The organism is Herbaspirillum camelliae, from assembly GCF_001929405.1.
Taxonomy (GTDB): domain Bacteria; phylum Pseudomonadota; class Gammaproteobacteria; order Burkholderiales; family Burkholderiaceae_D; genus Herbaspirillum; species Herbaspirillum seropedicae.
Window position 1 is genome coordinate 295,724 of sequence record NZ_KV880769.1, and the last position, 25,567, is coordinate 321,290.

Below are 25,567 nucleotides of genomic sequence, written 5' to 3' on the forward strand. Positions count from 1 at the left end.
CATGCACACTGAAGCGCCCGACCATCTCGCTCCCTATGCCGCCCACTCGGCAAGTTCGCGGGGCCGGCGCTTCAGTGAAACCCCACCCGGATCGCGCAGCGAATTCCAGCGCGACCGCGACCGCATCGTCCATTCCACCGCCTTCCGCCGGCTCGAATACAAGACCCAGGTCTTCGTCAATCACGAAGGCGACCTGTTCCGCACCCGCCTCACCCACAGCATCGAAGTCGCGCAGATCGCCCGTTCCTGCGCGCGCAACCTGCAATTGAACGAAGACCTGGTCGAAGCCATCTCGCTGGCCCATGACCTCGGCCACACGCCCTTCGGCCACGCCGGCCAGGATGAGCTGAACCACTGCATGAAGCATCACGGCGGCTTCGAACACAACCTGCAGAGCCTGCGCGTGGTCGATGAGCTGGAACAGCACTACGGCGCGTTCGATGGCCTGAACCTGAGCTTCGAGACACGCGAAGGCATCCTCAAGCACTGCTCGCTGCACAACGCCCGCCAGTTGGGCGAGATCGGCCTGCGCTTCCTGGAGAAGAAGCAGCCCTCGCTGGAAGCCCAGTTGGCCAACCTGGCCGACGAGATCGCCTACAACAACCACGACATCGACGATGGCCTGCGCTCGGGACTGCTGACCATGGAACTGATGAGCGAGGTGGATTTCTTTGCGCGCCATCTGCGCGAGGTGGAGCAAGCCTATCCCGGCATCACCGGTCGTCGCGTCATCCATGAGACGGTCCGACGCATGATCAATGCACTCATCGTCGACCTGATCCAGACTTCGCGCAGCCGCATTGCCGAAATCGCCCCGCGCGATATCGAGGATGTACGCAATGCACCGCAGCTCATCGCCTTCTCCGATCCGATGGCGGCAGAGGCGGCCGTCCTGAAGAAATTCCTGCGCGAAAAGCTCTACCGTCACTATCAGGTCAACCGCATGACGGCCAAGGCGCGCCGCATCATCGCCGAGATGTTCGAGGCCTTCGTCGGCCAGCCCAACCTGCTGCCGCCGGACTACCAGGTCCACGGCATCGCCGACGACGCCCTGCGCCAGGACAAGCAGGCGCGCAAGGTGGCCGACTACATCGCCGGCATGACCGACCGCTACGCCATCCGCGAGCACCGTCGCTTGTTCGTGATGGAATGAGCCGCCGCGTGCGCCAGCTCTGCCGGCCGCACTGAACGCAGCGTTCCGATACGCTGCGTTTTCCGCAAGCCGCTTTCGTTGCAGGCATGCAATGAAATAAAAGGAAATGAGCTCATCCTTCGCCGGACAGACATTTCGTTACATTTTTTCTGCAAATTATTTTCTCGTGACCAGACGCGAGACGGCCCGCACCGGATCGCCGCAAAGCCTTTCCGGAAAAGGCTTTGCAGCAGATTGCGCGGATGCAATGCCAAGACGGCAAGACACTCCCCGGCGAAACTGGCAGATGTAAATTTCTGTCAATATCAAGTCGGCTTCGCAGCCGCCGTAATGCAGGAATGGCGCGAACGTCATGCGACGCTGCCGCGCCAGCGGACCCTTCTTCCCCCTTTTGCTGCCAGGGTCCTCTTTCTTTCCAGGAGATCGTCATGGCTATCGGCAACACCAACGGCGTGGACACCAAGTCCCTGCTGCCCAGCACCAGCAACAACCTCCCCAGCGTCAGCGCAGGCTCTACCGGCGAGTCCGGCAAGCAGACCGGCAATGCAGGCAGCCCGGCCGTGAGCGACAAGATCGCCGAGGCCAGGAAGGCCAACCTGCTCACCGAAGCCGGCGCCAAAGCGCAGTTCAACCTGTCCATCGTGCAGGCCTCGCTGGAGGTCTCGCTGCAGACACAGAATGATCCGCTCTCGCTGGTCTACAAGACCGCCATCGAGAACATCAACGATGTGCTGCGCCCGCAACTGGGCGACAATGCCATCCAGAATACTGCCTCGCAGGACAATACCCCTGAGGCGACGGCGGGCCGCATCGTCTCCTTCATCACCAACATGTTCGACCTGTTCAAGAAAAGCAATCCGGACAAGGACGACAGCAGCAACATCGACGACTACATGAAGCTCATCTTCAAGGGCGTCGATCAAGGCTTCAAGGAAGCGCGCGGCATCCTGGAGAGCTTGAGCGTGCTGCAAGGCGATATCGCCGGCAACATCGACAAGACCTATGACCTGGTGCAGAAGTCCCTGAACGACTTCATCAACAAGGTCAAGGGCGCCAAGCCGGATACGGAAGAAGGCCAGGGCCAGAACGATGGCCAGGGTGGCACCGTGGTGGCCAGCGAGACGACGGTAAGTGTTTCGATATCGGTCAGCCAGACGCGAATCAGTACAAGAGCTTGACCGCCGGCAGTGCACGTTGAGAAACAGATCCTTGACGGTCGCCAACAGGCGACCGTTTCTTTTATCTATCTATCTTTCCGGTGCGCTAAAGTCATTGCACCGTCTCATGAACATCGCTGTTCTCCGCATGCACGCTGACCGCCTTAAACAACAGCCAGTGATAAACCAGTGAAAGTATCTGCGCCAAGAAAAGGAGTAACCATTTTCCCGGACCACTGGAAACATAAAACTCGGGCTCGAAGACAAAGAAGAAATACACCGCGCTCGCCAGTGCCTGGACGACGCAAAGAATCTTCATTACAACCTCGCCGATACGGCTAGGTTCCAGATAATGAATCCAGGGTACGACCCCCGTCACCATCAGCACCAGAAAATTAATACCGATCCATGGCTCATATGGCTTTCGAATCAAACCCATGATTGAACTGAGCGTCGAGAAAGCAATGAGCACGACCAAAGCCTTCAGCCGGCGGGGATGATCAAGTTGATACACGGGCTTTGATTCCAAGTCACACTCCTTGATATAAATTGAAGCAGGCGATTAACGTGGCCATTGCCATCGCTGGCCTCGGGGATGATGGTGTGCATCTGTGCTGGTGTCTCGCGCAGTCTGACCACGGCAGCTCATCTCTTCGATGACGCTTGCTATATCACTCGTGTGACACGCAAGGCTTGGAAAAGCAGCACATGGAAGAGCAACACACCCAGGGTCATGGCAATTATTTGAATCAGCAGTTGGATATGCGCCGAGTTCGAGACGAAGAGGTACCCCATCGCACCTTGAGCAAGGGAGAACAACCCCAAGAGCACAGTGAACACCTGAAGAACAATGGCGCCTCTGCGGGTCGGAAATCGGTAATGAAGGATAAGTGTGATATTAGGAATACTTGCAATGATCAGCGTTAGCCACCTATCGTCCGAGTCGTAGCTATTCGACCAATAGGCCACAGACACGAACTGCAACGCTATTGACACGCCGAGACATCCCAAGAGCAGGGCCGGGTAGTTGAGTTTGTATTCCGTCTGAAAGCGCATCGCAATTTCCTTTCCATGACCTTGAATCGCCGGCCCGCAAAAGGAGTGGAGCGAGACCTCAACTCTTCACCAAGCACAGACACGAGGGCAGCCATAGTAATTAAAAGCAATGCAAGCGCTCATAAACGCGATGGTTTAAGTTCCACAAATAAAAATAATTGGAGACGCAACACTTCCGCGATCTCAATTACGAACCGCGTAAAAAAATGGCTGCCCCTGCAAGGGGCAGCCATTTTCACTTTTCAGCTCTTTCAGCATCCGCCCCAACAAAAGCGAATGCGGCGGATAACACGATCAAGCGATCATATCAGCCACGCAGCTTGGCAAACGCCGCCGCCATCGCATTGTTGGCCGGAGCCTGCTCGCGGCCGCGCTGGTTCTGGTGCTGCGACAGGCGACGCGAATCAGTGCGGTCGCCACGCTGTTCGTTGCGCGCGCCCGGCGCCGGGGCGGTGTCGTTCAGGCGCATGGTCAGGGCGATACGCTTGCGCTTCTCGTCCACTTCCAGCACCTTGACCTTGACCACCTGACCGGCCTTGACCACCGTGTGCGGATCCTTCACGTAGGTGTTGGACAGCGCCGAGATGTGCACCAGGCCATCCTGGTGGACACCGATATCGACGAAGGCGCCAAAGGCCGCCACGTTGGTGACCACGCCTTCGAGGATCATGTCGGGGCGCAGGTCCTTGATCTCTTCCACGCCTTCCTTGAAGGTGGCGGTGGTGAATTCAGGACGTGGGTCGCGGCCCGGCTTGTCCAGTTCCTTGAGGATGTCGGTGACGGTGGGCACGCCGAACTTCTCATCGGCATACTTGGCCGGCGACAGGCCCTTCAACAGCGAGGTCTGGCCCAGCACGCTCTTGACGTCCTTCTTGATGTCGGCCAGGATCTTTTCCACCAGCGGATAGGATTCGGGGTGGACCGCCGATGCATCCAGCGGGTTCTCGCCATTCATCACGCGCAGGAAGCCAGCAGCCTGCTCGAAGGTCTTCTCGCCCAGGCGCGGCACCTCGCGCAGCGCAGCGCGCGAATTGAACATGCCCTTCATGTCGCGGTAAGACACGATACTCTGCGCCACGCTCGCGTTCAGACCCGACACGCGCGCCAGCAGCGGCGCGGAAGCGGTGTTGACATCCACGCCCACGGCGTTGACGCAGTCTTCGACGACGGCGTCGAGCGAACGCGCCAGTTGCGACTGGCTCACATCGTGCTGGTACTGGCCCACGCCAATGGACTTGGGATCGATCTTGACCAACTCGGCCAGCGGATCCTGCAGGCGGCGCGCAATCGAGACTGCGCCACGCAGCGACACGTCCAGGTCCGGCAATTCCTTGGAAGCGAATTCGGAGGCCGAATACACCGACGCACCTGCCTCGGAGACCACGATCTTGGTGAGCTTCAATTCCGGACGCAGCTTGATCAGGTCTTGCGCCAGCTTGTCGGTTTCACGCGAGGCGGTGCCGTTGCCGATCGAGATCAGCGAGACATTGTGCTTCTCGGCCAGTTGCGACAGGGTGTGCAACGAACCGTTCCAGTCATTGCGCGGCTGGTGCGGATAGATGGTGTCGGTGGCCACGACCTTGCCGGTCGCATCGACGATGGCGACCTTCACACCCGTACGCAGCCCCGGGTCCAGGCCCATGGTGGCGCGCGGGCCGGCCGGTGCGGCCAGCAGCAGGTCCTTCAGGTTGCGGGCGAAGACGTTGATGGCCTCGGCTTCGGCCTTCTCGCGCAGGTTGGTCATCAGCTCCGTTTCCAGGTGCATGAAGACCTTCACGCGCCAGGCCCAGCGCACGGTGTCGGAGAGCCACTTGTCGGCGGCACGGCCCTTGTTGGACACCCCAAAGCGCGAGGCGATGCGGCCTTCGCAGGGGTTGTGCGGGGCGTCCCACTTGGGCTTCTCTTCTTCGCTGTCCAGACGCAGGATGACGTTGAGCATCTCTTCGCGACGGCCACGGAACAGTGCCAGGGCGCGGTGCGAGGGGATGGTGGAGTAGGTCTCGGAGTAATCGAAGTAGTCGGCGAACTTCTCACCGGCATCCTGCTTGCCCTCGATTACCTTGGATTCGACCACGCCATGCTCGGTGATGTATTCGCGCAGGCTCTGCAGCAGTTCGGCGTCTTCCGAGAAGCGCTCCATGAGGATCTGGCGGGCGCCGTCCAGCGCGGCCTTGGTATCGGGCACGCCGGGGTTGTCGCCGTTGTCGGTGGTGAAGGCGGGCTTGATGAACTTGGCCGCTTCTTCTTCCGGGTTCAGGGTTGGATCGTTCAAGAGCGCGTCGGCCAGTTCGGTCAGGCCGGCTTCGGCGGCGATCTGGGCCTTGGTGCGGCGCTTGGGCTTGTAGGGCAGGTAGAGGTCTTCCAGGCGGGTCTTGTCTTCCGCGTGGGTGATGGCGTCCAGCAGCACGGGCGTCATCTTGCCCTGCTCTTCGATGGAGGCGATGATCGCAGCGCGGCGACTTTCCAGCTCGCGCAGGTAACGCAGGCGTTCTTCCAGCAGGCGCAGTTGGACATCGTCGAGGCCGCCGGTGACTTCCTTGCGGTAGCGGGCGATGAAGGGAACGGTGGCACCTTCGTCCAGCAAGGCGATGGCGGCAGCGACCTGAACCGGCTTGGCGGCGAGTTCAAGGGCGAGTCGTTGTTCGATAGAAGGCAGCATGGTGAAACCCAGTCAACAGTTAAGCAATTACGCAATTACGCAGTGATGCGGTGAGGAAAAACAAGCGATGGATGATACGCAATTCGGCCACCCGCGCCAATCTTGACATTGCCAGATTACACGGGAAGGCCGCCATAGCGGGCGCCATCGGGCCCGGCGGGGATTGGACGGCAGCCGTCAAAGCCGCGATAATCGCCGCTTCGACCTCACGCGTCCCCTCATTGTTGCAATATGTCCATCCGTCTCATCGTCGGCCTCGGCAATCCCGGTCCCGAATACGAACAAACCCGCCACAACGCCGGCTTCTGGCTGGTCGACAACCTCGCCGGCCCGGTGCGCCTGACGCGCGAGCAGCGCTTCAATGCATTGGCCGGCAAGACCAGCATTGCCGGCAGCGAAGTCTGGTTGCTCGAACCCCAGACCTACATGAACCGCTCCGGCCAGTCGGTGGGCGCGCTGGCGCGCTTCTACAAGATCAATCCGGACGAAGTGCTGGTGGTGCATGACGAACTGGACCTGCCTCCGGGTGCGGCCAAGATCAAGAAAGGCGGCTCCTCGGGCGGCCACAATGGCTTGAAGGACATCACCGCCGCCCTCGGCACCCAGGACTACTGGCGCCTGCGCCTGGGCATCGGCCATCCACGCACGCTGGGCTTGCAGCAGCCCGTGGCCGACTTCGTGCTGCACCGGCCGCGCAAGGAAGAACAAGCCCTGATCAACGAAGCACTGGACCAGAGCCTCAACGTCATTCCACTGCTGGTGCAAGGCAAGTTCGAACAGGCCATGATGGAACTGCATACCGGAAAGTGAGTACCTACCCACTGCGCTCACGCAGATAGACGAAGGGCGCCCGCAACGCGAGCGCCTTTTTTCTTGATCTGCTTACTTCAGCGAAGACAGCTTCTGTTCCAGCGACTTGGCGTCGACCGCCCCCGGGATACGCGAGCCATCGGTGAAGAAGATGGTCGGCGTGCCAGTGACCTTGAGCTTCTTGCCCAGCGCCAGCACGTCTTCATGCGGCGCATTGCAGGAGGTGGCGGCAGCCGGCGCTTCCTTGCCGTTGACCATCCACTCGTTCCACGCACGGCTTGGATTGGGCGCGCACCAGATGTTGCGCGACTTCACGATGGAGTCCGGCGAGAGGATGTTGTACTGGAAGGTGTAATAGGTGATGTTGTCCACTTCCTGCAGGGTCTTGTGCAGGCGCTTGCAATAGATGCAGTTGGGATCCTCGAAGATGGCGATCACCCGCTTGCCATTGCCCTTGACGGTCTTGATGGCCTTGTCCAGCGGCAGCCCCGAGAACGGGATCTGGTTCAGCGACTCGATCTTTTCCTTGGTGTAGTCGCGGTAGGTCTGCGAATCGACCACGCGGCCGATGAAGAGATACTGCGCCTTGGCATCGGTATAGATGACGTCGCCATCGATCTGGATTTCATAGAGGCCGGCATAGGGCGTCTTGGTGACGGCGTCGACCTTGGCATCCTTGCCCAGGCGCGGCTCGATCAGCTTCTTGATGGTGGCCTCGGTGCTGTCAGCGGCCTCGGCCTGCGCATGGGCGCTCACGCCCACGACGGTGGAGGCCAGCAGCAATGCCGCCATGCTCAGATGGCGCAAGGAGCTCGCACCTGCGGTCAAAAAATTTTTCATACTCGTCCTGATTCAAATCAAACGCGCATCCAATCTTTCGGGCATCGACCGCAAAGCCGCGCCAGCACTGGACTTGCAGATGTCTTTCAACAATGTAGGGGGAGGTGTTTTCCGGCCAAGCAGGGCATCGATGCCATCCCGGTGCCCTCTTGCTTGGCCAGGGGCCCTACCTTACCTGAAATCGCCGCTGCTTACTGCCCCAACGCATGGGCAATCAGTCGGCGTTTCAGGACGGGCAGGCGGTTGAGCAGGCTCATCCCGAGATTACGCACCAGGCGCACCGGCTCGGCCTCGGTCGAGAAGATCCGGTGCAGGCCATCGGTGGCGATCTGCATGAGCAGCACTTCTTCCTTGCGGGCGCGGGCGTAGCGGCGCAGCACGCGCTCATCGCCGCAGTCGTACTGGGGCTCGCGCTTGAGCAGGATATCGATGAGCGCGGCCACATCCCCAAAGCCCAGGTTCATGCCATGGCCGGCCATCGGGTGGACCACATGGGCAGCATCGCCGATCAAGGCCACACGCGACGCGATCATTGCATGCGGCTTGATCAGCCGCAGCGGGAAGGCCTTGGCCACCTCCGGCTGCAGCGGCGTGAGCGCGCCCAGCACCGGCGCGGCCCACTGGGCCAGGCGCTCGGCCAGGGCCGAGAGCGGGAGCTTGAGCAGTTGATCCGCCAGCGCCTGCGGCGCCGACCAGACCAGGGAGACGCGATTGCCCGGCAGCGGCAAGAGCGCGATCACCCCTTCGGTCGGGCTGAACCATTGATAGGCCACGCCCCGATGGGGCAATTCGCAGGAGAAATTGGTGACGATGGCGTTCTGGCCGTAGGCGCGGTAATCCAGGCCGATATCGCATTGGCCGCGCACCCAGGAATTGGCGCCATCGGCCCCGATCACCAGGGAGGCCGACAGCGACTGGCCGGATTCCAGCGTCAGGGTCGCGGTTTCACCCAGCACCGCCAGCGCGGTGGCGCGGCCCTGGACCACGCGGATGTTGGGCGCGAAGCGCAGCGCCGCGTCCAGGGCCTGGTCGAGGTTGCGATCCTCGACGATCCAGGCCAGGGCATCGGTGCGCGCCGCATAGGCATCGAAACTGAGCAGGCCTGGGCGGGCCTTGTCGGGCACACCGTCGCCGTGGACGGTCATGTTGTCGACCGCAGCAATACGTTCGCCCTCCATGGCATCCCAGACCCGCACCGACGACAGCAGCCGCTGGGCGGTATGGTTCAGGGCGTAGACGCGCACATCCCAGCTGGCCGTATCGGGCGGCGCAGCCTTGGGCGGCGGCGCCAGCAGCGTCACCTTGAAGCCAGCCTGCGCCAGCCCAAGCGCCGCCGTCTTGCCGACCGCGCCGTCGCCGACGATGCAGATATCAGTGCCGGCCCCGGCCGACGAAGAGGAATTGGGGTGTGCGTGGGTAGTCATGCTGGCGATTATAAACGGGGTGGCGAAAACTATTTTTCAAAAAGGACTTGCATAATTTTTCAAAGCGTCTATACTTGTCCGTCTTGGCCTGGTAGCTCAGTTGGTAGAGCAGAGGATTGAAAATCCTTGTGTCGGTGGTTCGATTCCGCCCCGGGCCACCAAGATCCGAAAGCCCGACCTGAAGAGGTCGGGCTTTTTTTGCTTTGGGCGCCCAAATATTGGGATTGGCGTAATGCCTCGAGGCCAATAATATGGAGGATTCGAGGCGCAAGCGCGTCAACTGCTGCAAGTGGACATGAATTCTCATTGGGTGAGTTTTGAAAGCCGCACCAAATGTGGCACAATTTAGCCCGTCTCAAAAGACACTACGTTTGATCAGCTTCCATTGGAACGCTGCCCTACTTGTGAGGCTCACCCATCGCGCTTGCTGACCGCACCACAGCACGGCGGTAGCCTGCCCGGAGCACTGGTACTCTCCTCGCGCTGGCGAATCAAAAGCCTGCTCGCCCCGAAGCTCGCTCTCCGTTTGGCAAAGCGAAGAGCAAAGGCTGGCCGAGATGACAGCCTCACGAGCCCCTTACGCATCAATCTCGACCTTTCAAGCCTGGCCGCGCCGCTCCTAGAGACGTCGGGGCTTGATTTTCTCGAACTGAAAAAGACGACAGTTCTCATGACTTCTGCAAATATCAAGTTGGCCGTCATCGGCCTTGGTTACGTTGGCCTCCCGCTTGCGGTTGAGTTCGGGCGAAAGCGCCCGGTGATCGGCTTCGACATCAATCAGCGCCGCATTGATGAATTAAAGAGCGGAAATGACTTTACTCTGGAAACCACCCCGGAAGAACTCTCCGCGGCGACAAAGCTTTCCTTTACCACCAGTCTTGAGGACTTGCGGACATGCAGCTGTTACATCGTCACGGTTCCAACCCCTATTGACGAATATAAGCGTCCCGATCTGACCCCCCTGATAAAGGCCAGTGAAACAGTTGGCAAGGTATTGAAAAAGGGGGACATCGTGATCTACGAGTCCACCGTTTACCCCGGATGTACCGAAGAGGACTGCGTACCGGTACTGGAACAGCACTCCGGCCTGAAGTTCAATGAGGACTTCTTCTGCGGATACAGCCCCGAACGCATCAACCCCGGCGACAAGGAGCATCGGGTCACCACGATCAAGAAGGTAACATCGGGATCCACGCCGACCGTCGCCGATATAGTCGATGCCCTGTATAACGAAATTATTATCGCCGGCACACACAAGGCCGAAAGCATCAGGGTCGCGGAGGCTGCGAAGGTCATCGAGAATACCCAGCGCGATCTCAACATCGCGCTCATCAACGAACTCGCCCTGATCTTCAACAAGATGGGGATCGATACAGAAGCCGTTCTGAAGGCTGCAGGCAGCAAGTGGAATTTCTTGCCTTTCCGCCCGGGCCTGGTGGGCGGCCATTGTATCGGTGTCGATCCCTATTACCTCACGCATAAAGCCCAGGCAATTGGCTATCACCCCGAAATCATCCTCGCAGGACGGCGACTCAACGACAGCATGGGGACCTATGTCGTAGCGCAACTGGTCAAGGCGATGACCAAGAAGCGCATACAGGTCGAAGGCGCCAAGGTGCTGGTGATGGGCTTTACCTTCAAGGAAAACTGTCCGGATCTGCGCAACACCAGAGTCGTGGATATTGTTGCCGAACTCAAGGACTATAACTGTGAGGTCGACGTCTACGATCCTTGGGTCACCACCGAAGAAGCCGAGCATGAGTACGGCATCACTCCGATCGCTGCTCCTCACCCCGGTAGCTACGATGCCATCATCCTTGCAGTGGCTCACCAACAATTCAAGGAAATGGGAGCACAAGCGATCCGCGCCCTCGGCAAGACCAGCACTGTCTTATACGACCTGAAATATGTGCTCAGCACGACTGAATCAGATTTGAGGCTGTAATGACAAGCGCTTACGAGACGTTGCAGCAAGAACTCCCCCTGGCCCCGCGAACCTGGCTGGTCACGGGTGTGGCCGGATTCATCGGCAGCAACCTGCTGGAGACGCTGCTCAAGCTGAACCAGCGCGTCGTTGGCCTCGACAACTTCAGTACCGGTTTCCAACACAACCTTGATGAAGTCAAAGCGCTGGTGACTCCGGAGCAATGGGCGAATTTCCGCTTTATCGAGGGCGACATTCGCAAGCTGGACGACTGCCGCGCGGCCATGCATCACGAGGCCCTCGACAGCAATACCGTTGAATATGTACTGCACCAGGCTGCACTAGGTTCAGTACCGCGCAGTATTGAAGACCCGATCACCACCAATCAGAACAATATCGACGGTTTCCTCAATATGCTGGTTGCTGCGCGAGATGCGCGCGTCAAACGCTTCGTGTACGCGGCCAGCAGTTCGACCTACGGTGACCACCCTGGCCTGCCCAAGGTGGAAGACCGGATCGGCAAACCACTCTCCCCGTATGCGGTTACGAAGTTCGTCAACGAGCTCTACGCCGACGTGTTCGCGCGGACCTATGGCTTGCAAACCATAGGTCTGCGTTACTTCAATATTTTTGGACGCCGACAGAACCCGGATGGAGCCTACGCTGCGGTGATTCCCAAGTGGATCGCTTCAGCCATCAAGGGTGAGCAGATTTACATCAACGGCGACGGCGAAACAAGTCGGGATTTCTGCTACGTCGACAATGCAATCCAGGCCAATCTGCTGGCCGCATGCACCCTCCAGGATGAGGCGGCCAATCAAGTCTACAACGTGGCTGTGGGTGATCGCACGACGCTCAAGGAGCTCTACGAGTTCCTGCGAGACAATCTCAGTGTCACCTTCCCTCATCTCAGGGACGCTCAGCCCATCTTCCGGGAGTTCAGAGCAGGAGACGTCCGACATTCCCTAGCCGACATCGGCAAGGGCAGGCGCCTGTTGGGCTATGAACCCAGCCACAGGATTGGCCGTGGCCTGAAGGAATCCATGAACTGGTACGTACAGCAACTGCGCAATCAAGGCGTAGAAAACCGATAGGCGGAGAAAAAGTTAATGAATAATTATCCCAAGATTACAGGCCGAAAAATCAGGATCGGTATCGTCGGCTGCGGTCGCATATCGAAGAACCATTTTGGATCGATCGAGAAACATGCTGATGAGATGGAGTTGATTGCTATCTGCGATATCGATCCGATCACCTTGGCCGAACATGCGGAAAAATACAATGTGCCGGCCTATAGCACCATGGAAGAAATGCTCGAAAAAGAGCAACTCGATCTGGTAGCACTGTGTACACCCAGCGGAAGCCATCCGGAACAAACGGTGCTGGCGGCCAAGCATCGTATCCACGTCATGACTGAAAAGCCCATGGCCACGCGCTGGAAAGATGGCGTGAGAATGGTAAAGGCATGTGATGAGGCCGGCGTTCACCTGTTTGTAGTCAAACAGAACCGCCGCAACACGACACTTCAGTTGCTCAAGCGCGCCGTCACCGAGAAGCGCTTCGGCAAGATTCATATGGTCCACCTGAACGTCTTCTGGACACGCCCGCAGTCGTATTACGACCAGGGCAACGGTTGGCGCGGAACCTGGGAGTTCGATGGCGGAGCGTTCATGAACCAGGCGAGCCACTATGTAGACTTGCTGGACTGGCTTATCGGCCCCGTAGAGAAAGTCCAGGCCATGATGAGCACCACCCGGGACATCGAGGTGGAGGACACAGGCGTACTCAACGTCAAATGGCGTAACGGCGCATTGGGTTCCATGAGCGTCACCATGCTGACCTACCCAAAAAATCTTGAGGGCAGCATCACCATCCTGGGCGAGAAAGGTACCGTACGGGTGGGCGGCGTGGCAGTCAATGACATCCAGCTGTGGCAATTCGAAGAACCCAGAGACTATGATCATCAGATCCAGGAAGCGAACTACGAGACCACGTCGGTCTATGGGTTCGGCCATCCTCTGTATTACAAGAACGTCATCGACGTCATGCGCGGATCGGCTGCCCCCGAAACCGACGGCCGTGAAGGGCTAAAGTCGCTGGAGTTGCTCATCGCCGCTTATTTGTCGGCGCGCGATGGAACCACGGTATCCCTTCCACTGGAATATTGATCTATGACCTATCAAGCTCATGAAACTGCGCTCGTTGATGAGGGCGCGCAGATCGGTGACGCAACACGAATATGGCATTGGGCGCACATCTGCTCTGGAGCCCGTATCGGAGAGCGTTGTTCGTTTGGCCAGAACGTCTTTGTCGGCAATGACGTTCTGATCGGCAACAATGTCAAAGTGCAGAACAACGTCTCCATCTATGATGCAGTCACCCTGGAAGATGACGTCTTCTGTGGGCCAAGCATGGTCTTTACCAACGTCAACAATCCGCGCTCGGCAGTCAGCCGCAAGCATGAGTATCGCCGGACACTGGTAAGGCGCGGGGCATCCATCGGCGCCAATGCCACCATCGTTTGCGGGCATGAGATAGGCGAATATGCCTTCATCGGCGCCGGAGCTGTCGTCACGCGTGACGTGCCAGCCTATGCACTGATGGTCGGAACACCTGCACGCCGCATCGGCTGGATGTGCCGTTGCGGCGAACGTCTATCCACTACGGAGAACGTAGCCATCTGCAGCGAATGCAACTCCCGATATCAAATCAGCGATTCCTCCTGCGAGCCACTATGAGCCAAAAGATCGACTTCATCGACCTGAAATCCCAATATCGCGCCCTGAAGGATGCGATCGATTCTCGCATTCAGAAAGTGCTGGATCACGGTCAGTACATCATGGGCCCAGAAGTTCGAGAGCTGGAAGCTGCGCTGGAAGCGCATACGGGCGCTAAACATTGCATTACCGTAGCAAGCGGTACAGAGGCGCTCCTGATTAGCCTGATGGCGCTCGACATCAAACCCGGTGATGAAATCATCACCACTCCTTTCACCTTCGTCGCCACCGCCGAAGTCATGGTGCTGCTGGGCGCCAAGCCGGTGTTCGTGGACGTGGAGCCGGATACGGGCAATATCGACGTCCGCCTGATCGAAGCCAGGATCACCTCCAAGACAAAAGCAATCATGCCCGTAAGCCTGTACGGCCAGGCTGCGGATATGGACGAAATCAACGCCATTGCGGCGCGCCACGGCAATCTCCCCGTCATCGAGGATGCCGCACAGAGCTTCGGAGCGACCTACAAGGGACGCAAGAGCGGGAATCTGTCCAGCATAGGATGCACCAGTTTCTTCCCAAGCAAGCCGTTGGGATGCTATGGAGACGGCGGAGCGATTTTTACCAATGACGATGCAATCGCCCTCGCTTGCCGTCAAATCCGCGTCCACGGGCAGAGTCAGCGCTACGTCCATACGCGCGTTGGCGTAGGTGGTCGCATGGATACCCTGCAATGTGCCATCGTACTAGCAAAACTCGAACGTTTTGACTGGGAGATTGAACAACGCCTTGCCCTGGGCAGCCGCTACAATTCGCTCCTCGATGCGGCAGGAATCGCGCGCATCCAACAGCGCCCGGACCGCGACAGCGTATTTGCTCAATACACTGTGCTGCTCGACAATCGTGAAGCAGTGCAGGCAGCGTTGCAGAGTGCAGGCATTCCAACCGCGGTGCATTACCCGGTCCCGCTGAACCGACAACCGGCGTACAGGCATCTCGGCGATCCCGACCAGACTCCAGTAGCGGATCAACTTGCCGCCCGGGTAATGTCGCTGCCGATGTCACCGGACCTTGAGCACACCGCGCAAGATTCCATCGTTGCTGCGCTGCGCAGCGTATAAATTCGACCGAATGCAGTTCAGCCTTCTCTGGCGCGCTGTGAGTAGCGCCAACTTCGTGATCACACTTTATTGAAGGGATACGTCAAATGGATTTGACTGGAAAGAAAATCGTTGTTATCGGCGGAGCAGGCCTCATCGGCTCCCACACGGTGGATCACCTGGTAAAGGAAGATGTCAAGGAAATCCTGATTTATGACAACTTCCTGCGCGGCAGCCGCGAAAATCTGCAGAACGCGCTGAAAGACCCGCGCGTCAAGATCTACGATGTGGGCGGTGACATCATGCAGACCGACATCCTGCAATCCGCGCTGGAAGGCGCGGACGGCGTCTTCCACCTTGCAGCGCTTTGGCTGTTGCAATGCCACGAATACCCCCGCAGCGCTTTCGATGTCAACGTCCGCGGCACCTTCAATGTCATGGAAGCCTGCGTGGCCAAGGGCGTCAAGCGACTGGTCTACTCGTCGTCTGCCTCGGTCTATGGCGACGCAGTACGCGAACCCATGGACGAAGACCACCCGTACAACAACAAGAACTTCTATGGCGCAACCAAGATCGCCGGCGAGACCATGCTGCGCTCGTTCCATCATCGCTATGGTCTGAACTATGTCGGTCTGCGCTACATGAATGTCTATGGCCCACGCCAGGATTACCATGGCGCCTACATCGCCGTGATCATGAAAATGCTGGACGCAATCGACAAAGGAGAAAGCCCGACCATCATGGGTGACGGTTCGGAAGCGTTCGACTTCGTCGCAGTGGAAGACTGTGGCCTTGCCAACGTATGCGCCATGAAGGCTGAAACTGCTGACCAGTATTACAACGTCGGCACCGGCAAGCGCACCTCGCTCAAGGAACTGGCCGAGTTGCTCCTCGAAATCACTGGTTGCAACAAGCCCATCACTTTCGCCCCGCGTAGCCAGGCCACCCTTGTGCGTAACCGCATCGGCTGCCCCAAGAAGGCCTCGTCGGAAATTGGCTTCACGGCTACCATCGACCTGCGCGAAGGCCTCAAACGTCTTATTGAGTGGCGTGCGAATCACAAGGCAGAAGTCGCCGTACGCCGCCAAGCAGTGGGGTTGTCCGCATGAGTACTCCTACCAAGATGAATGTCCCTATCGCACGTACCAGTCTCACCGAGGCCGAGATCCAGAGTGTATTGACGCCGCTGTCCAACGGTTGGCTGGTCCAGGGACCAAAGGTCCGCGAATTCGAAGAAAAATGGTCGGCCTTCACCGGTGCGCGCCATTCCATCGCAGTCACGTCCTGTACCACCGCTCTGCACCTGTCGCTGGCTGCACTGGGTTTTGGTCCAGGAGACGAGGCCATCGTTCCGGCATTCACCTGGATCGCGACAGCCAATGTGATCGAACACCTTGGCGGCAAGGTTGTGTTCTGCGACATTGATCTGAATACGTTCAATCTGGATGTGGCAGCCTTGCGCACGAAGATCACCTCCCGCACCAAGGCGATCCTGCCCGTCCACCTGTTCGGCCTGGCTGCAGAAATGGATCAGATCAACGAAGTCGCCAAGCAGCATGGCCTGTGGGTCGTGGAAGACGCAGCATGCGGCTTCGGCAGCCGCTACCACGGCAAGCACGTCGGCGTGCTAGGCGACACCGGATGCTTCAGCTTCCATCCTCGTAAAGCCATCACCACCGGGGAAGGCGGCATGATCACGACCGACAATGACGCCCTGGCCGAGAAGCTGCGCCGCCTGCGTGACCACGGCGCCGCCATGACCGATCTCCAGCGGCATCTGGGCGCTCGCCCGTACCTGCTGGCAGACCATCCTGACGCCGGCTACAACCAGCGCATGACTGATATCCAGGCAGCCCTGGGCGCAGCCCAGATGGAGCGGGCCGATGACATCATCGCAGAGCGCCGCCGCCTGGCCGAGCGCTATGATGCAGCGTTCGCAGACCTCTCCTGGCTCCGTACGCCAGCGCATGTGGAAGGCCTGGAACATGGCTACCAGAGTTATCCGTGCCTGTTCCAGCCTGAACCGGTCAATGCCGATTCCATCGAACGCATCAATGCCGCGCGCAATGCCTGGATGGATTCGCTTCAGCAAGCAGGTATTTCGACCCGACCTGCAACGCACGCGGTTCACATGTTGACCTTCTATCGCGAGAAGTACGCACTCAAGCCCGCTGATTTCCCCAACGCCTGGGCTGCCAATGATTGCAGCATCTCGCTTCCCCTGTTCCATGGCATGACGCAGGCGGAACAGGACTTCGTGATCGAGCAGGTACGGGGCCGTCAAATCTGATGTGCGGCATCACTGGCCTGATCAATTTCGACGGCAGCCCCGTCGCGCCCGAGGTACTGAAGCGCATGACCAACGCGATCATGCATCGCGGACCGGATGGCGAAGGACATTGGATTGAGGGCAATGTCGGGCTGGGGCATCGAAGGCTGTCCATCATCGACCTGTCCTCGGCCGGGCATCAACCGATGATCAGCACCGATCATCGGTTTCTGCTGACCTACAACGGGGAAATCTACAACTATCGCGAGCTGCGCACCGAACTGGAAGCCTTGGGCTACTGGTTCCGTTCGCAGACCGACACAGAGGTAGTCCTGCATGCATTAGCGTGCTGGGGACGCGACGCTCTGCTTCGTTTTAATGGCATGTTCGCCCTGGCGCTCTGGGACCGCAAAGAGCGCGAGCTCCTGTTGGCGCGAGATCGGTATGGTATCAAGCCGCTCTACTATGCGCGTCAGGCAGGCTGCCTGGCTTTCGGGTCAGAACAGAAAGCCATCACCGCGGTACCAGCCTTCCAGCGCAAGCTGGATCTGCCGGCGCTGCTCGAGTATTTCACGTTCCAGAACATCTTCACTGATCGTACGCTGCTGGAAGATGTACGCATCCTCCCCGCCGGCCATTATGCAGTTCTCAAGCAAGGCCAGAACGATCTGAAACTATTCAGGTATTGGGACTACCGGTTCCGCGAACCAGAGGTTGCAGCTGATAAACAAGCCTACCTGGAGGAGCTGGACCGCCTTTTCAAGCAGGCAGTCAACCGACAACTGGTCAGTGACGTCGAATTGGGCGCATATCTTAGCGGTGGGATGGACAGCGGATCGATCACCGCCATCGCATCAAAGTCCTTCCCGAATCTGAAGACCTTCACATGCGGCTTCGATCTCAGTTCCGCCTCGGGCATCGAGCTGGCCTTTGATGAGCGTACCAAAGCCGAAGCCATGTCTGCACGCTTCAAGACTGAGCACTATGAGATGGTGCTCAAGGCCGGCGATATGGAGCGCTGTCTCCCACGACTTGCATGGCACCTGGAGGAACCGCGGGTAGGACAGAGCTATCCCAATTACTACGCGGCAAAACTGGCTGGCAAGTTCGTCAAGGTGGTCTTGTCTGGTAGCGGTGGGGACGAGCTCTTCGGCGGCTATCCGTGGCGCTATTACCGTGCTGCCATGAGCCAGGACTTCGAACATTACGTTGATCAGTATTATCTTTACTGGCAGAGGCTGGTAGATAACCGGCACCTGAAGCAGATGTTTGCTCCAGTGAAGCAGCAGGTCGACGGAGTATGGACGCGCGACATCTTCCGTGACGTGTTCGCCACTCACGACAATGCGCTGGATCGTCCCGAAGACTATATCAATCATTCACTCTACTTCGAAGCGAAGACATTCCTGCACGGGCTGTTCGTGGTGGAAGACAAGCTTTCCATGGCGCACGGGCTGGAGAGCCGTGTTCCATTCATGGACAACGATCTGGTTGATTTTGCCATGCAATGTCCTGTGAACCTCAAGCTCAACAACCTCGCAGAGGTATTGCGCATCAACGAAAACGATGTCGGCGACAAGCAAACGGCCTTCTTCCAGAAGACCAACGACGGCAAGCAGCTGCTGCGGGACATGATGGCTCGCTATATACCCGACGACGTCACCAAGGCGGAGAAACAAGGTTTCTCCTCGCCAGACGCCAGCTGGTTCAAGGGCGACAGCATTGAATTCGTGAAACGCACACTGCTCAACGAGAACTCCGATATCTATGGGGTGCTTGACTATGGCGCCGTCAGGCCCTTGGTCGAGCAGCATCTGAAGGGCGAGCAGAATCGTAGACTACTGATCTGGTCTCTACTGAACGTGGATGAATGGATGAAGGTCTCTTTATGAGCACGTCAAACACCCCCGCAGACTCATCAACGCCATCTGCTCCCGATATGGGCCAGCCGTCAGATCTCATTTCTGATTTACGGGCTTTGTTCACCCGCGAAATGGAGGTAGTACGGAACCAGTGGAATCGGGCCCTGCCTTTCGCCGACTATATCGTAGACCGCTGGGAAAAAGCCCGCCTTCTTGGATTCGGTGAGGGTAGCAGCGTCTATGACAGCGCGCTGATCCTGGGAAATGTAAAGGTAGGAGCCCATACCTGGATTGGCCCATTTACCGTACTTGACGGATCAGGTGGCCTGGAAATCGGGGCATACTGCTCTGTCAGCGCGGGGGTACAGATATACACCCACGATACTGTACAGTGGGCTGTCAGCGGTGGGAAACGGGGACCTGAGCGCGCAACTGTTCGCATCGGAAACCGCTGCTATATCGGCCCCAACGTAATCATCAGCAAAGGAGTATCTATTGGTGACGGTTGCGTGATAGGCGCCAATAGCTTCGTCAATCGTGATATTCCCTCAGGTATGAAGGCATGGGGCAGCCCGGCCCGCTTGCGTGGGCCGGTCCCTCATCCAGAAGAAAGTTGAACGTGCTGCAAAATCCTGATATCAGCCAAGTCGATCTTAAAATCTGTTCTCGCTGCATCTACGATGAGCGAGTACCTGCCATCCACTTCGATGATCAAGGCGTATGCAACTATTGCCGCCAGGTAGAGAGCCTGATCAATCAGTACGGTACGGGCCGTCCGAAAGGTGAAGCCGAGTTTGCCCGCATTCTCGATGATATTCGCCGCGATGGGCGAGGCAAGCAATATGATTGCATCGTCGGCGTGAGCGGTGGTACAGACTCATCCTACCTTGTCCACCTCGCCAAGCAATGGGGCTTGCGACCGCTTGCGGTGCACTATGACAATACATGGAACTCCGCCATTGCCACCATGAATATCCACAAGGTCCTCGACGGCCTGGGTGTGGATTTATATACCCACGTGGTGGCCAACAAGGAGGCAGATGACATCTTCCGGTCGTTCTTTCTCTCCGGCGTCGCAGAAATTGAGGCATCAACCGACCTGGGTTATGCCTATCTGCTGCGCAAGGTGGCGGCCAAGTATTCGATCAAGTACATCCTGGAGGGCCACTCGTTCGTTGAAGAGGGCATCACTCCTCTGGGACGAAACTATTTTGACGGACGCTATATTCAGGCTATTCACCAGCAGTTCGGATCCATGCCGATGAAGACATATCCGCTGATGACGTTTTCGCGCTTCCTGAAGTCTGCATTGTTCAATCAGGTGAAATTCATCCGGCCGCTTTGGTATCTAAATTACTCCAAGGAAGACGCAAAGAAGTTTCTCTCCGAAACATTCGGATGGCGCTACTACGGTGGACATCATCTGGAGAACCGTATGACCGCCTTCTATCACGGTGTCTACCTACCGCAAAAATTCGGTGGCGACATGCGCAACAATACGCTTTCGGCGCGTGCACGAAACGGCAACATGTCGCGTGAGCAAGCATGGGCCGAATATAACTCGCCCCCGTTGGTCGAAGATGAACTGGTCAGCTATTTCAAAAAACGTCTCGGCCTGAGCGATAAGATGTATGAACAGATCATGCAAGCGCCAGCCAAGAACTGGACACAGTATCCCACCTACAAGAAACGGTTCGAGCGCCTGCGACCGCTCTTCTACATGCTTGCCAAGGCGAACCTCGTCCCGATGAGCTTCTATCTCAAGTACTGTTTCCCAGCCAAAGCTCCAACATGATTACCATCGTCAACTACGGAATGGGAAACCTTGGTTCCTTGCTGAACATGTTCAAGCGTATCGGGGTCAAGGCACGTATCGAATCCGATCCCGAGGCCGTCCGGGATGCAGAGAAGCTTGTGCTCCCAGGCGTCGGCGCCTTTGATGCGGCCATGCATAGAATAAATGAGACTCCAGGGCTGCGTGCAGCACTGGACCACAAAGCGCTGATAGAGTGTGTTCCTGTGATCGGCGTTTGCCTGGGGATGCAGTTGCTCACCCGCTCCAGCGAGGAAGGCAAGTTGCCCGGCCTTGGCTGGATTGACGGGGAGGCTATACGCTTCCCGCGAATTGATGGTCTCAAAGTACCCCATATGGGCTGGAATGTAGCGCATCCCGCCACGCCAAGTGCGCTCACCAACGATATAGGCATCGAGCCACGCTACTACTTCGTGCACTCTTATTTCGTGAAGGTCGACAATCCGGTGCATTCGCTGATGCGTACGCAGTATGGAGTCGAGTTCGATTCGGCGATTGGCCGTGACAATATTTATGGCGCGCAATTTCACCCGGAAAAGAGCCATCGCTTTGGCATGAAAATCCTACAGAATTTCGCGGAGCTCTGAATATGCTGCGTACCCGAGTTATTCCAGCGCTGCTGTTGCAACATGAGAGTCTAGTGAAGACCCAGAGGTTTTCTACGTTTGATTATGTGGGAGACCCCTGCAACACGGTCCGAATCTTTAACGAGCTCGAAGTAGACGAACTCTTTTTCCTCGACATCGCAGCTTCGCGCGAAAAGAAAGGGCCAAACCTTCAACTGCTGGCTGATATTGCCAATGAATGTTTCATGCCGCTCGGTTATGGCGGAGGGATCCGGAGCCTGGAAGATGCTCGTTCAGTCTTCAGTATCGGGTTCGAGAAAGTGGTGGTGAATACCCACGCCCTGGAAAATCCGAGCCTTATCAGCGAGATCGCAACCGAATACGGCAGTCAGGCCGTGGTCGTATCCGTCGATGTAAAGGGGGGCGTGCTCGGGGGCCAGACGGTGCGTAGCCACAGCGGGCGGCATAATACCGGGCGCGACCCCGTCGCTTGGGCGCAGGAAGCCGAACGGCTGGGCGCTGGCGAACTCTTTTTGACAGCCATTGACCGCGAGGGAACGTGGTCCGGTTTTGACATGGAACTGGTCAAGAAAGTCACCGATGCGGTCAGCATTCCTGTGATCGCGCATGGTGGAGCCGGCAGCCTCGCCGATATCGGCAAGGTGGTCAAGCAAGCTGGGGCGTCTGCCGTGGCACTTGGCAGTATGGTGGTTTACCAGAAGCAGGGGAATGGCATCCTGGTGCATTTCCCCGAAACAAAAGAGCTAGAGGCTACCCTGGCATGAAGGCGGAATTCGAATTTACATTTGCCAAGCTCGAAGCCCAATACCGGCAAGCTCTCGATGCTGGCTATGCATTCCTCACTTGTGAGCAATATGCCCGCGAAAAGGACTTGCTTCCTCCACTGACAGTGGTCAATAGAGTAGACATCGATTTTTCGGCGAAAAAGGCGGATCGTCTTAGGGATATATATGACCGTCTTGGTATAAAGGCCTCGTTCTTTGTTCGCCTGCATGCGCCCGAATACAATCCATTCTCCTTTGAAAACTACCGCGTACTCAAGGCGATCCGTGATAGCGGCCACGAAATCGGCTACCACAGCGAAATCGTAGATCAGTCGGCCATCTGGAATGAAGACGCATCGGCGTGCCTGCGGCGTGATATCGATATCCTCAATCGCATGCTGGACATCGACATTCAAGGCGTCGCCAGCCACGGTGGGATGACCGGGCTGAACAACCTCGATTTCTGGAAAAATCACATACCCGATGAGTTTAGCCTGAAGTACGAAGCCTACGACAACGGTGAACGATTCAATCTTTTCAATCGATCACTTTATATCAGCGACTCTGAATGGACGCGCTGGAAATGTTATGAGAACGGAATTCTCCGGGACGGCGACCGTCGCAGCTTCGGCGAACATGTTACCGAGCGGCCTCCACTGATTTATCTGCTGATTCACTCCGACACCTATTTCGACAAGCACTTCTATGAATGAATTGCGCGCGTCTGATATTGCCCGCGCTCTCGGCGCCGCACTGAGCGGGCCGGATCTGGTCATCAGGGGCGTATCGTCCCTGTCAAATCCTCGTGCCGGCACCCTCAGCTTCCGTATCAGCGATTGGGATGCTCGACATCTACCCCGTCCGATATTGATACTGGCGTCCGCAACGCCTTCTGGCGAGGCAGAGGGGCTCAGTGTCATCATCACTCCCCATCCGCGCCAGGCCTATGCGCACATCGTGGAGCAACTGCTGGCGCCAACTGTGCCCGGCATCGCATCAAGCGCGCTGATAGGAAACTCGGTGACCATCGCTCCAGGAGTAAGCATAGGCGAGGGCGTCATCATCGAAGATGACGTGCAGATCGGTGAGAACACGCGTATCGAGACCGGAGCATTAATTGGCCGTGGCTCACGTATCGGGGCCCGCAGCCGCATCGGCGCCCGCACCGTGATCGGCAATGAAGGCTTGGGCAGTTTCGAGACGGCCGATGGACAATTGCGCAATGTGCGCCATCTGGGCAATGTGCGCATTGGCGATGACGTGGAGATCGGCGCCTTGTGCGCAGTGGGACGTGGCACCATAGACGATACTGTCATCGGCAACAACACCCATATCGGTCCGCAGGTCAATATCGGGCACAACAGCGTGATCGGCGTGCGTTGCCAGATCGCTGGGCGCAGCCACTTGAGTGGAAGCGTCGTTATCGAAGATGAGGCTAAGCTATGGGCGAACTGCACGCTCAAGGACGGAGTACGTATCGGAGCCGGCGCAACCGTAGGCATGGGGGCTCTCGTCAATCATGATGTACTTCCGGGCCAGACAGTCGCTACGCTACCAGCGATCAGGTTGCAGAAGCTGGCGCAATTCGTACACAATTTCAAATGGGGACGCTAATGAGCATCCAACGATACCCTCTCACGCTGTCCTTCAAAGGTGAGCGTGATTATATTCAGGGACCCGATATATTCGACGCGGTAATTCAAGCGCTGTGCGCAGGTGCGGAAACGACCCGAGTTGCGCAGATTGATGTCGCGTTTCATCGACTGGCCCGTCACGCAGTGGAACTGATCAATGACGATCAGGGGAGCGCCATGGATCCTGTGGCGATATGTCAGTACAGTATCGACGGCGTACGCCGCCAGGCTTTCGTGGTCGAGACAGGGACAGAGATTGTCGAGCGCCATCCTTATCCTGAAGAAGACATCATCGAGCGGATGAGTATTGATACTGACCAGCGGACCTGTGCTCTCGACATTGATCTGCCTTTTACGGACATGGAGCTGTGGGTCTCCATGACCAAGGCGCTGCACAAAGCGCTCTTTCCAGAACTCAACGGCAAATGGCTATTCGTCCGCGCCCGCTTCGAGCACTATGCCCCGGATGCAAAAGGTTTTCGCACACTGGCATTCAAGTCCAACTTCAACAATAAACTGACCCGTTGCGAAGCAATGCGCGATGGCGTCAAGGTTGGTGAAATCTACTTCAGCATCGTGTGACGCCATGGCTATCGGAATCAAGGACATCGCGGCATATCTGCCTTCCGGACGGGAATCCAATCTCGATCTTGCAAGCCGGTTCGACGTAACAGAAGATTTCCTCGCCAACAAGATCGGTGTGGTCCATCGTACGACGCGCTCGCCGGGTCAAGAAACCAGCGACATGGCCTTTGAGGCCCTGGAACAGTTGCTGCGCCAAGGCAAGGTAGTGCGCGATGAAATCCAGGTCATGATCGTCGTGACCCAGAATCCAGATTCCCGCCTGCCCCACGTCTCTGGCTTGCTGCATGCGCGTGCAGCGCTGCCAAAACAGTGCGCGACCTTCGACCTTTCGCTTGGCTGCTCCGGATATGTCTATGGTCTTTCCGTATTGACCTCGTTCATGCAAGCCAACGGACTGGAGAAGGGTGTGCTGATCACCTGCGATCCCTACAGCAAGATCGTCGACCCCGAAGACAAGAACACCGTCCTGCTTTTTGGCGACGCCGCCACCGCTACCTTGGTGGGAGCCGACCCGGTGCTGGTCCCAGCCTCGTTCGACTTCGGATCACAAGGCGACGCCACCGGGGCACTTCACGAGCGCGACGGCCGCCTGCACATGAATGGCCGCGACGTATTCAACTTCGCTGCAACTGTGGTCCCGGGGAGCGTGACGGCCACACTTGAGAAGGCGGGGCTGGACCGTGAAGATATCGACGTCTATCTATTCCATCAAGGCAGTCGCTACATTGTTGAAACACTGACCAAGCGACTCAAACTGGATCCGGCAAAGGTCCGCATCGACATCAGCGACACCGGTAATACGGTATCGTCATCGATTCCCTTGCTATTAGCTAAAGAATTGCATAACACCAGCGCACAACGCATCCTGCTGTGCGGTTTCGGCGTAGGCCTGTCGTGGGCCAGCTGCATTTGTCAAAGAACGGAGAAAACTCATGGTAACCACTGAAACCATCATCAACATCATCAAAGAGTCGGGCCTGGCCCAGGATATTTCCGCCTTTGATCCCGAAAAAACGTTCAAGCAGAACGGCATTGATTCTCTCGATGTATTTACGGTGCTGCTGACGATCGAAGAACAATTGAACGTCAAGTTCTCCGAACAGGAGTCCAACGAAATCCGTAGCGCGGCCGATATCGTCAAGCTCATCAATTCGCGCTGATACTGTTGAAGACGGCTCTCGGCATCAACACGAATTACGAAACATATCCTCGCAGT

The 25,567-nt window shown here is 57.6% G+C and carries 25 protein-coding genes and 1 tRNA gene; 21 read left to right on the forward strand and 5 right to left on the reverse strand.

What is annotated here, in order from left to right:
• Position 1: 1 nt before the first annotated feature.
• Both BGK68_RS01380 and BGK68_RS01385 read left to right on the forward strand, forming a co-directional pair.
• Entirely contained in the window at positions 2-1,153 is a 1,152-nt protein-coding gene (locus BGK68_RS01380; RefSeq protein ID WP_075255593.1) for a deoxyguanosinetriphosphate triphosphohydrolase, read from the forward strand.
• Between the two features lie 428 nt (positions 1,154-1,581).
• Entirely contained in the window at positions 1,582-2,331 is a 750-nt protein-coding gene (locus BGK68_RS01385; RefSeq protein WP_075255594.1) for a DUF5610 domain-containing protein, read from the forward strand.
• Between the two features lie 91 nt (positions 2,332-2,422).
• Here the strand turns inward: BGK68_RS01385 and BGK68_RS01390 are convergent, their stop codons facing one another.
• From BGK68_RS01390 to BGK68_RS01400, 3 genes are all read right to left on the reverse strand, one after another.
• Positions 2,423-2,839, reverse strand: a complete 417-nt coding sequence (locus tag BGK68_RS01390) for a hypothetical protein (protein ID WP_075255595.1) — start codon at positions 2,837-2,839, stop codon at positions 2,423-2,425.
• 137 nt (positions 2,840-2,976) lie between these two features.
• Positions 2,977-3,366 carry a hypothetical protein gene (locus BGK68_RS01395; RefSeq protein WP_075255596.1) on the reverse strand — a complete coding sequence of 130 codons (390 nt, stop codon included), beginning with the start codon at positions 3,364-3,366 and terminating at the stop codon, positions 2,977-2,979.
• Between the two features lie 307 nt (positions 3,367-3,673).
• A complete protein-coding gene (locus BGK68_RS01400; RefSeq protein ID WP_075255597.1) occupies positions 3,674-6,025 on the reverse strand; it encodes a Tex family protein in 2,352 nt (783 codons plus the stop codon).
• 231 nt (positions 6,026-6,256) lie between these two features.
• Between BGK68_RS01400 and pth the strand changes: the two genes are divergently transcribed.
• Positions 6,257-6,835 carry an aminoacyl-tRNA hydrolase gene (pth, locus tag BGK68_RS01405; protein ID WP_075255598.1) on the forward strand — a complete coding sequence of 193 codons (579 nt, stop codon included), beginning with the start codon at positions 6,257-6,259 and terminating at the stop codon, positions 6,833-6,835.
• 72 nt (positions 6,836-6,907) lie between these two features.
• On the opposite strand, the gene BGK68_RS01410 is transcribed toward pth, so the two are convergent.
• Together BGK68_RS01410 and BGK68_RS01415 are read right to left on the reverse strand one after the other, a co-directional pair.
• Positions 6,908-7,675 carry a DsbC family protein gene (locus BGK68_RS01410; protein WP_075255599.1) on the reverse strand — a complete coding sequence of 256 codons (768 nt, stop codon included), beginning with the start codon at positions 7,673-7,675 and terminating at the stop codon, positions 6,908-6,910.
• 191 nt (positions 7,676-7,866) lie between these two features.
• A complete protein-coding gene (locus BGK68_RS01415) occupies positions 7,867-9,099 on the reverse strand; it encodes a UbiH/UbiF family hydroxylase (RefSeq protein ID WP_075255600.1) in 1,233 nt (410 codons plus the stop codon).
• 85 nt (positions 9,100-9,184) lie between these two features.
• Here BGK68_RS01415 and BGK68_RS01420 point away from each other — a divergent pair.
• From BGK68_RS01420 to BGK68_RS01505, 18 genes are all read left to right on the forward strand, one after another.
• Positions 9,185-9,260, forward strand: a tRNA-Phe gene (locus BGK68_RS01420).
• A 509-nt stretch (positions 9,261-9,769) separates the two neighbouring features.
• Positions 9,770-11,044, forward strand: a complete 1,275-nt coding sequence (tviB, locus tag BGK68_RS01425) for a Vi polysaccharide biosynthesis UDP-N-acetylglucosamine C-6 dehydrogenase TviB (protein ID WP_075259647.1) — start codon at positions 9,770-9,772, stop codon at positions 11,042-11,044.
• Positions 11,044-12,117 carry an NAD-dependent epimerase/dehydratase family protein gene (locus BGK68_RS01430; RefSeq protein WP_075255601.1) on the forward strand — a complete coding sequence of 358 codons (1,074 nt, stop codon included), beginning with the start codon at positions 11,044-11,046 and terminating at the stop codon, positions 12,115-12,117. The genes tviB and BGK68_RS01430 overlap by 1 nt, the downstream gene beginning before the upstream one ends.
• Positions 12,118-12,132: 15 nt before the next feature.
• On the forward strand, positions 12,133-13,191 hold the full coding sequence (locus BGK68_RS01435; protein ID WP_075255602.1) for a Gfo/Idh/MocA family protein: 1,059 nt from the start codon (positions 12,133-12,135) through the stop codon (positions 13,189-13,191).
• Between the two features lie 3 nt (positions 13,192-13,194).
• Positions 13,195-13,761 (forward strand): acyltransferase, encoded by a 567-nt coding sequence (locus BGK68_RS01440; RefSeq protein ID WP_075255603.1) that lies wholly within the window; start codon positions 13,195-13,197, stop codon positions 13,759-13,761.
• Positions 13,762-13,769: 8 nt separating this feature from the next.
• On the forward strand, positions 13,770-14,858 hold the full coding sequence (locus BGK68_RS01445) for a DegT/DnrJ/EryC1/StrS family aminotransferase (RefSeq protein ID WP_075259648.1): 1,089 nt from the start codon (positions 13,770-13,772) through the stop codon (positions 14,856-14,858).
• 86 nt (positions 14,859-14,944) lie between these two features.
• Positions 14,945-15,946 (forward strand): NAD-dependent epimerase/dehydratase family protein, encoded by a 1,002-nt coding sequence (locus BGK68_RS01450; protein ID WP_075255604.1) that lies wholly within the window; start codon positions 14,945-14,947, stop codon positions 15,944-15,946.
• Positions 15,943-17,127: a DegT/DnrJ/EryC1/StrS family aminotransferase gene (locus tag BGK68_RS01455; protein ID WP_233149217.1), complete on the forward strand. Its 1,185-nt coding sequence runs from the start codon at positions 15,943-15,945 to the stop codon at positions 17,125-17,127. The genes BGK68_RS01450 and BGK68_RS01455 overlap by 4 nt, the downstream gene beginning before the upstream one ends.
• Entirely contained in the window at positions 17,127-18,998 is a 1,872-nt protein-coding gene (asnB, locus tag BGK68_RS01460) for an asparagine synthase (glutamine-hydrolyzing) (protein ID WP_075255606.1), read from the forward strand. Before BGK68_RS01455 ends, asnB begins: the two co-directional genes overlap by 1 nt.
• Positions 18,977-19,585 carry an acyltransferase gene (locus BGK68_RS01465; RefSeq protein WP_198937151.1) on the forward strand — a complete coding sequence of 203 codons (609 nt, stop codon included), beginning with the start codon at positions 18,977-18,979 and terminating at the stop codon, positions 19,583-19,585. The genes asnB and BGK68_RS01465 overlap by 22 nt, the downstream gene beginning before the upstream one ends.
• Positions 19,586-19,587: 2 nt before the next feature.
• Positions 19,588-20,763, forward strand: a complete 1,176-nt coding sequence (locus BGK68_RS01470) for an N-acetyl sugar amidotransferase (protein ID WP_075255607.1) — start codon at positions 19,588-19,590, stop codon at positions 20,761-20,763.
• Positions 20,760-21,368, forward strand: a complete 609-nt coding sequence (gene hisH / locus BGK68_RS01475; protein ID WP_075255608.1) for an imidazole glycerol phosphate synthase subunit HisH — start codon at positions 20,760-20,762, stop codon at positions 21,366-21,368. Before BGK68_RS01470 ends, hisH begins: the two co-directional genes overlap by 4 nt.
• A gap of 2 nt (positions 21,369-21,370) precedes the next feature.
• Complete coding sequence (locus BGK68_RS01480; RefSeq protein WP_075255609.1) at positions 21,371-22,132, forward strand: AglZ/HisF2 family acetamidino modification protein; 762 nt, start codon at positions 21,371-21,373, stop codon at positions 22,130-22,132.
• Positions 22,129-22,845 (forward strand): hypothetical protein, encoded by a 717-nt coding sequence (locus tag BGK68_RS01485; RefSeq protein ID WP_075255610.1) that lies wholly within the window; start codon positions 22,129-22,131, stop codon positions 22,843-22,845. The genes BGK68_RS01480 and BGK68_RS01485 overlap by 4 nt, the downstream gene beginning before the upstream one ends.
• Complete coding sequence (locus BGK68_RS01490) at positions 22,838-23,746, forward strand: DapH/DapD/GlmU-related protein (RefSeq protein WP_083657701.1); 909 nt, start codon at positions 22,838-22,840, stop codon at positions 23,744-23,746. The genes BGK68_RS01485 and BGK68_RS01490 overlap by 8 nt, the downstream gene beginning before the upstream one ends.
• Positions 23,746-24,348 (forward strand): hypothetical protein, encoded by a 603-nt coding sequence (locus BGK68_RS01495; protein WP_143432927.1) that lies wholly within the window; start codon positions 23,746-23,748, stop codon positions 24,346-24,348. Before BGK68_RS01490 ends, BGK68_RS01495 begins: the two co-directional genes overlap by 1 nt.
• Positions 24,349-24,352: 4 nt before the next feature.
• Positions 24,353-25,297 carry a ketoacyl-ACP synthase III gene (locus BGK68_RS01500; protein WP_075255613.1) on the forward strand — a complete coding sequence of 315 codons (945 nt, stop codon included), beginning with the start codon at positions 24,353-24,355 and terminating at the stop codon, positions 25,295-25,297.
• Positions 25,284-25,511, forward strand: coding sequence for an acyl carrier protein (locus BGK68_RS01505; RefSeq protein ID WP_013236135.1), 228 nt, complete (start codon positions 25,284-25,286; stop codon positions 25,509-25,511). Before BGK68_RS01500 ends, BGK68_RS01505 begins: the two co-directional genes overlap by 14 nt.
• Positions 25,512-25,567: the final 56 nt, after the last annotated feature.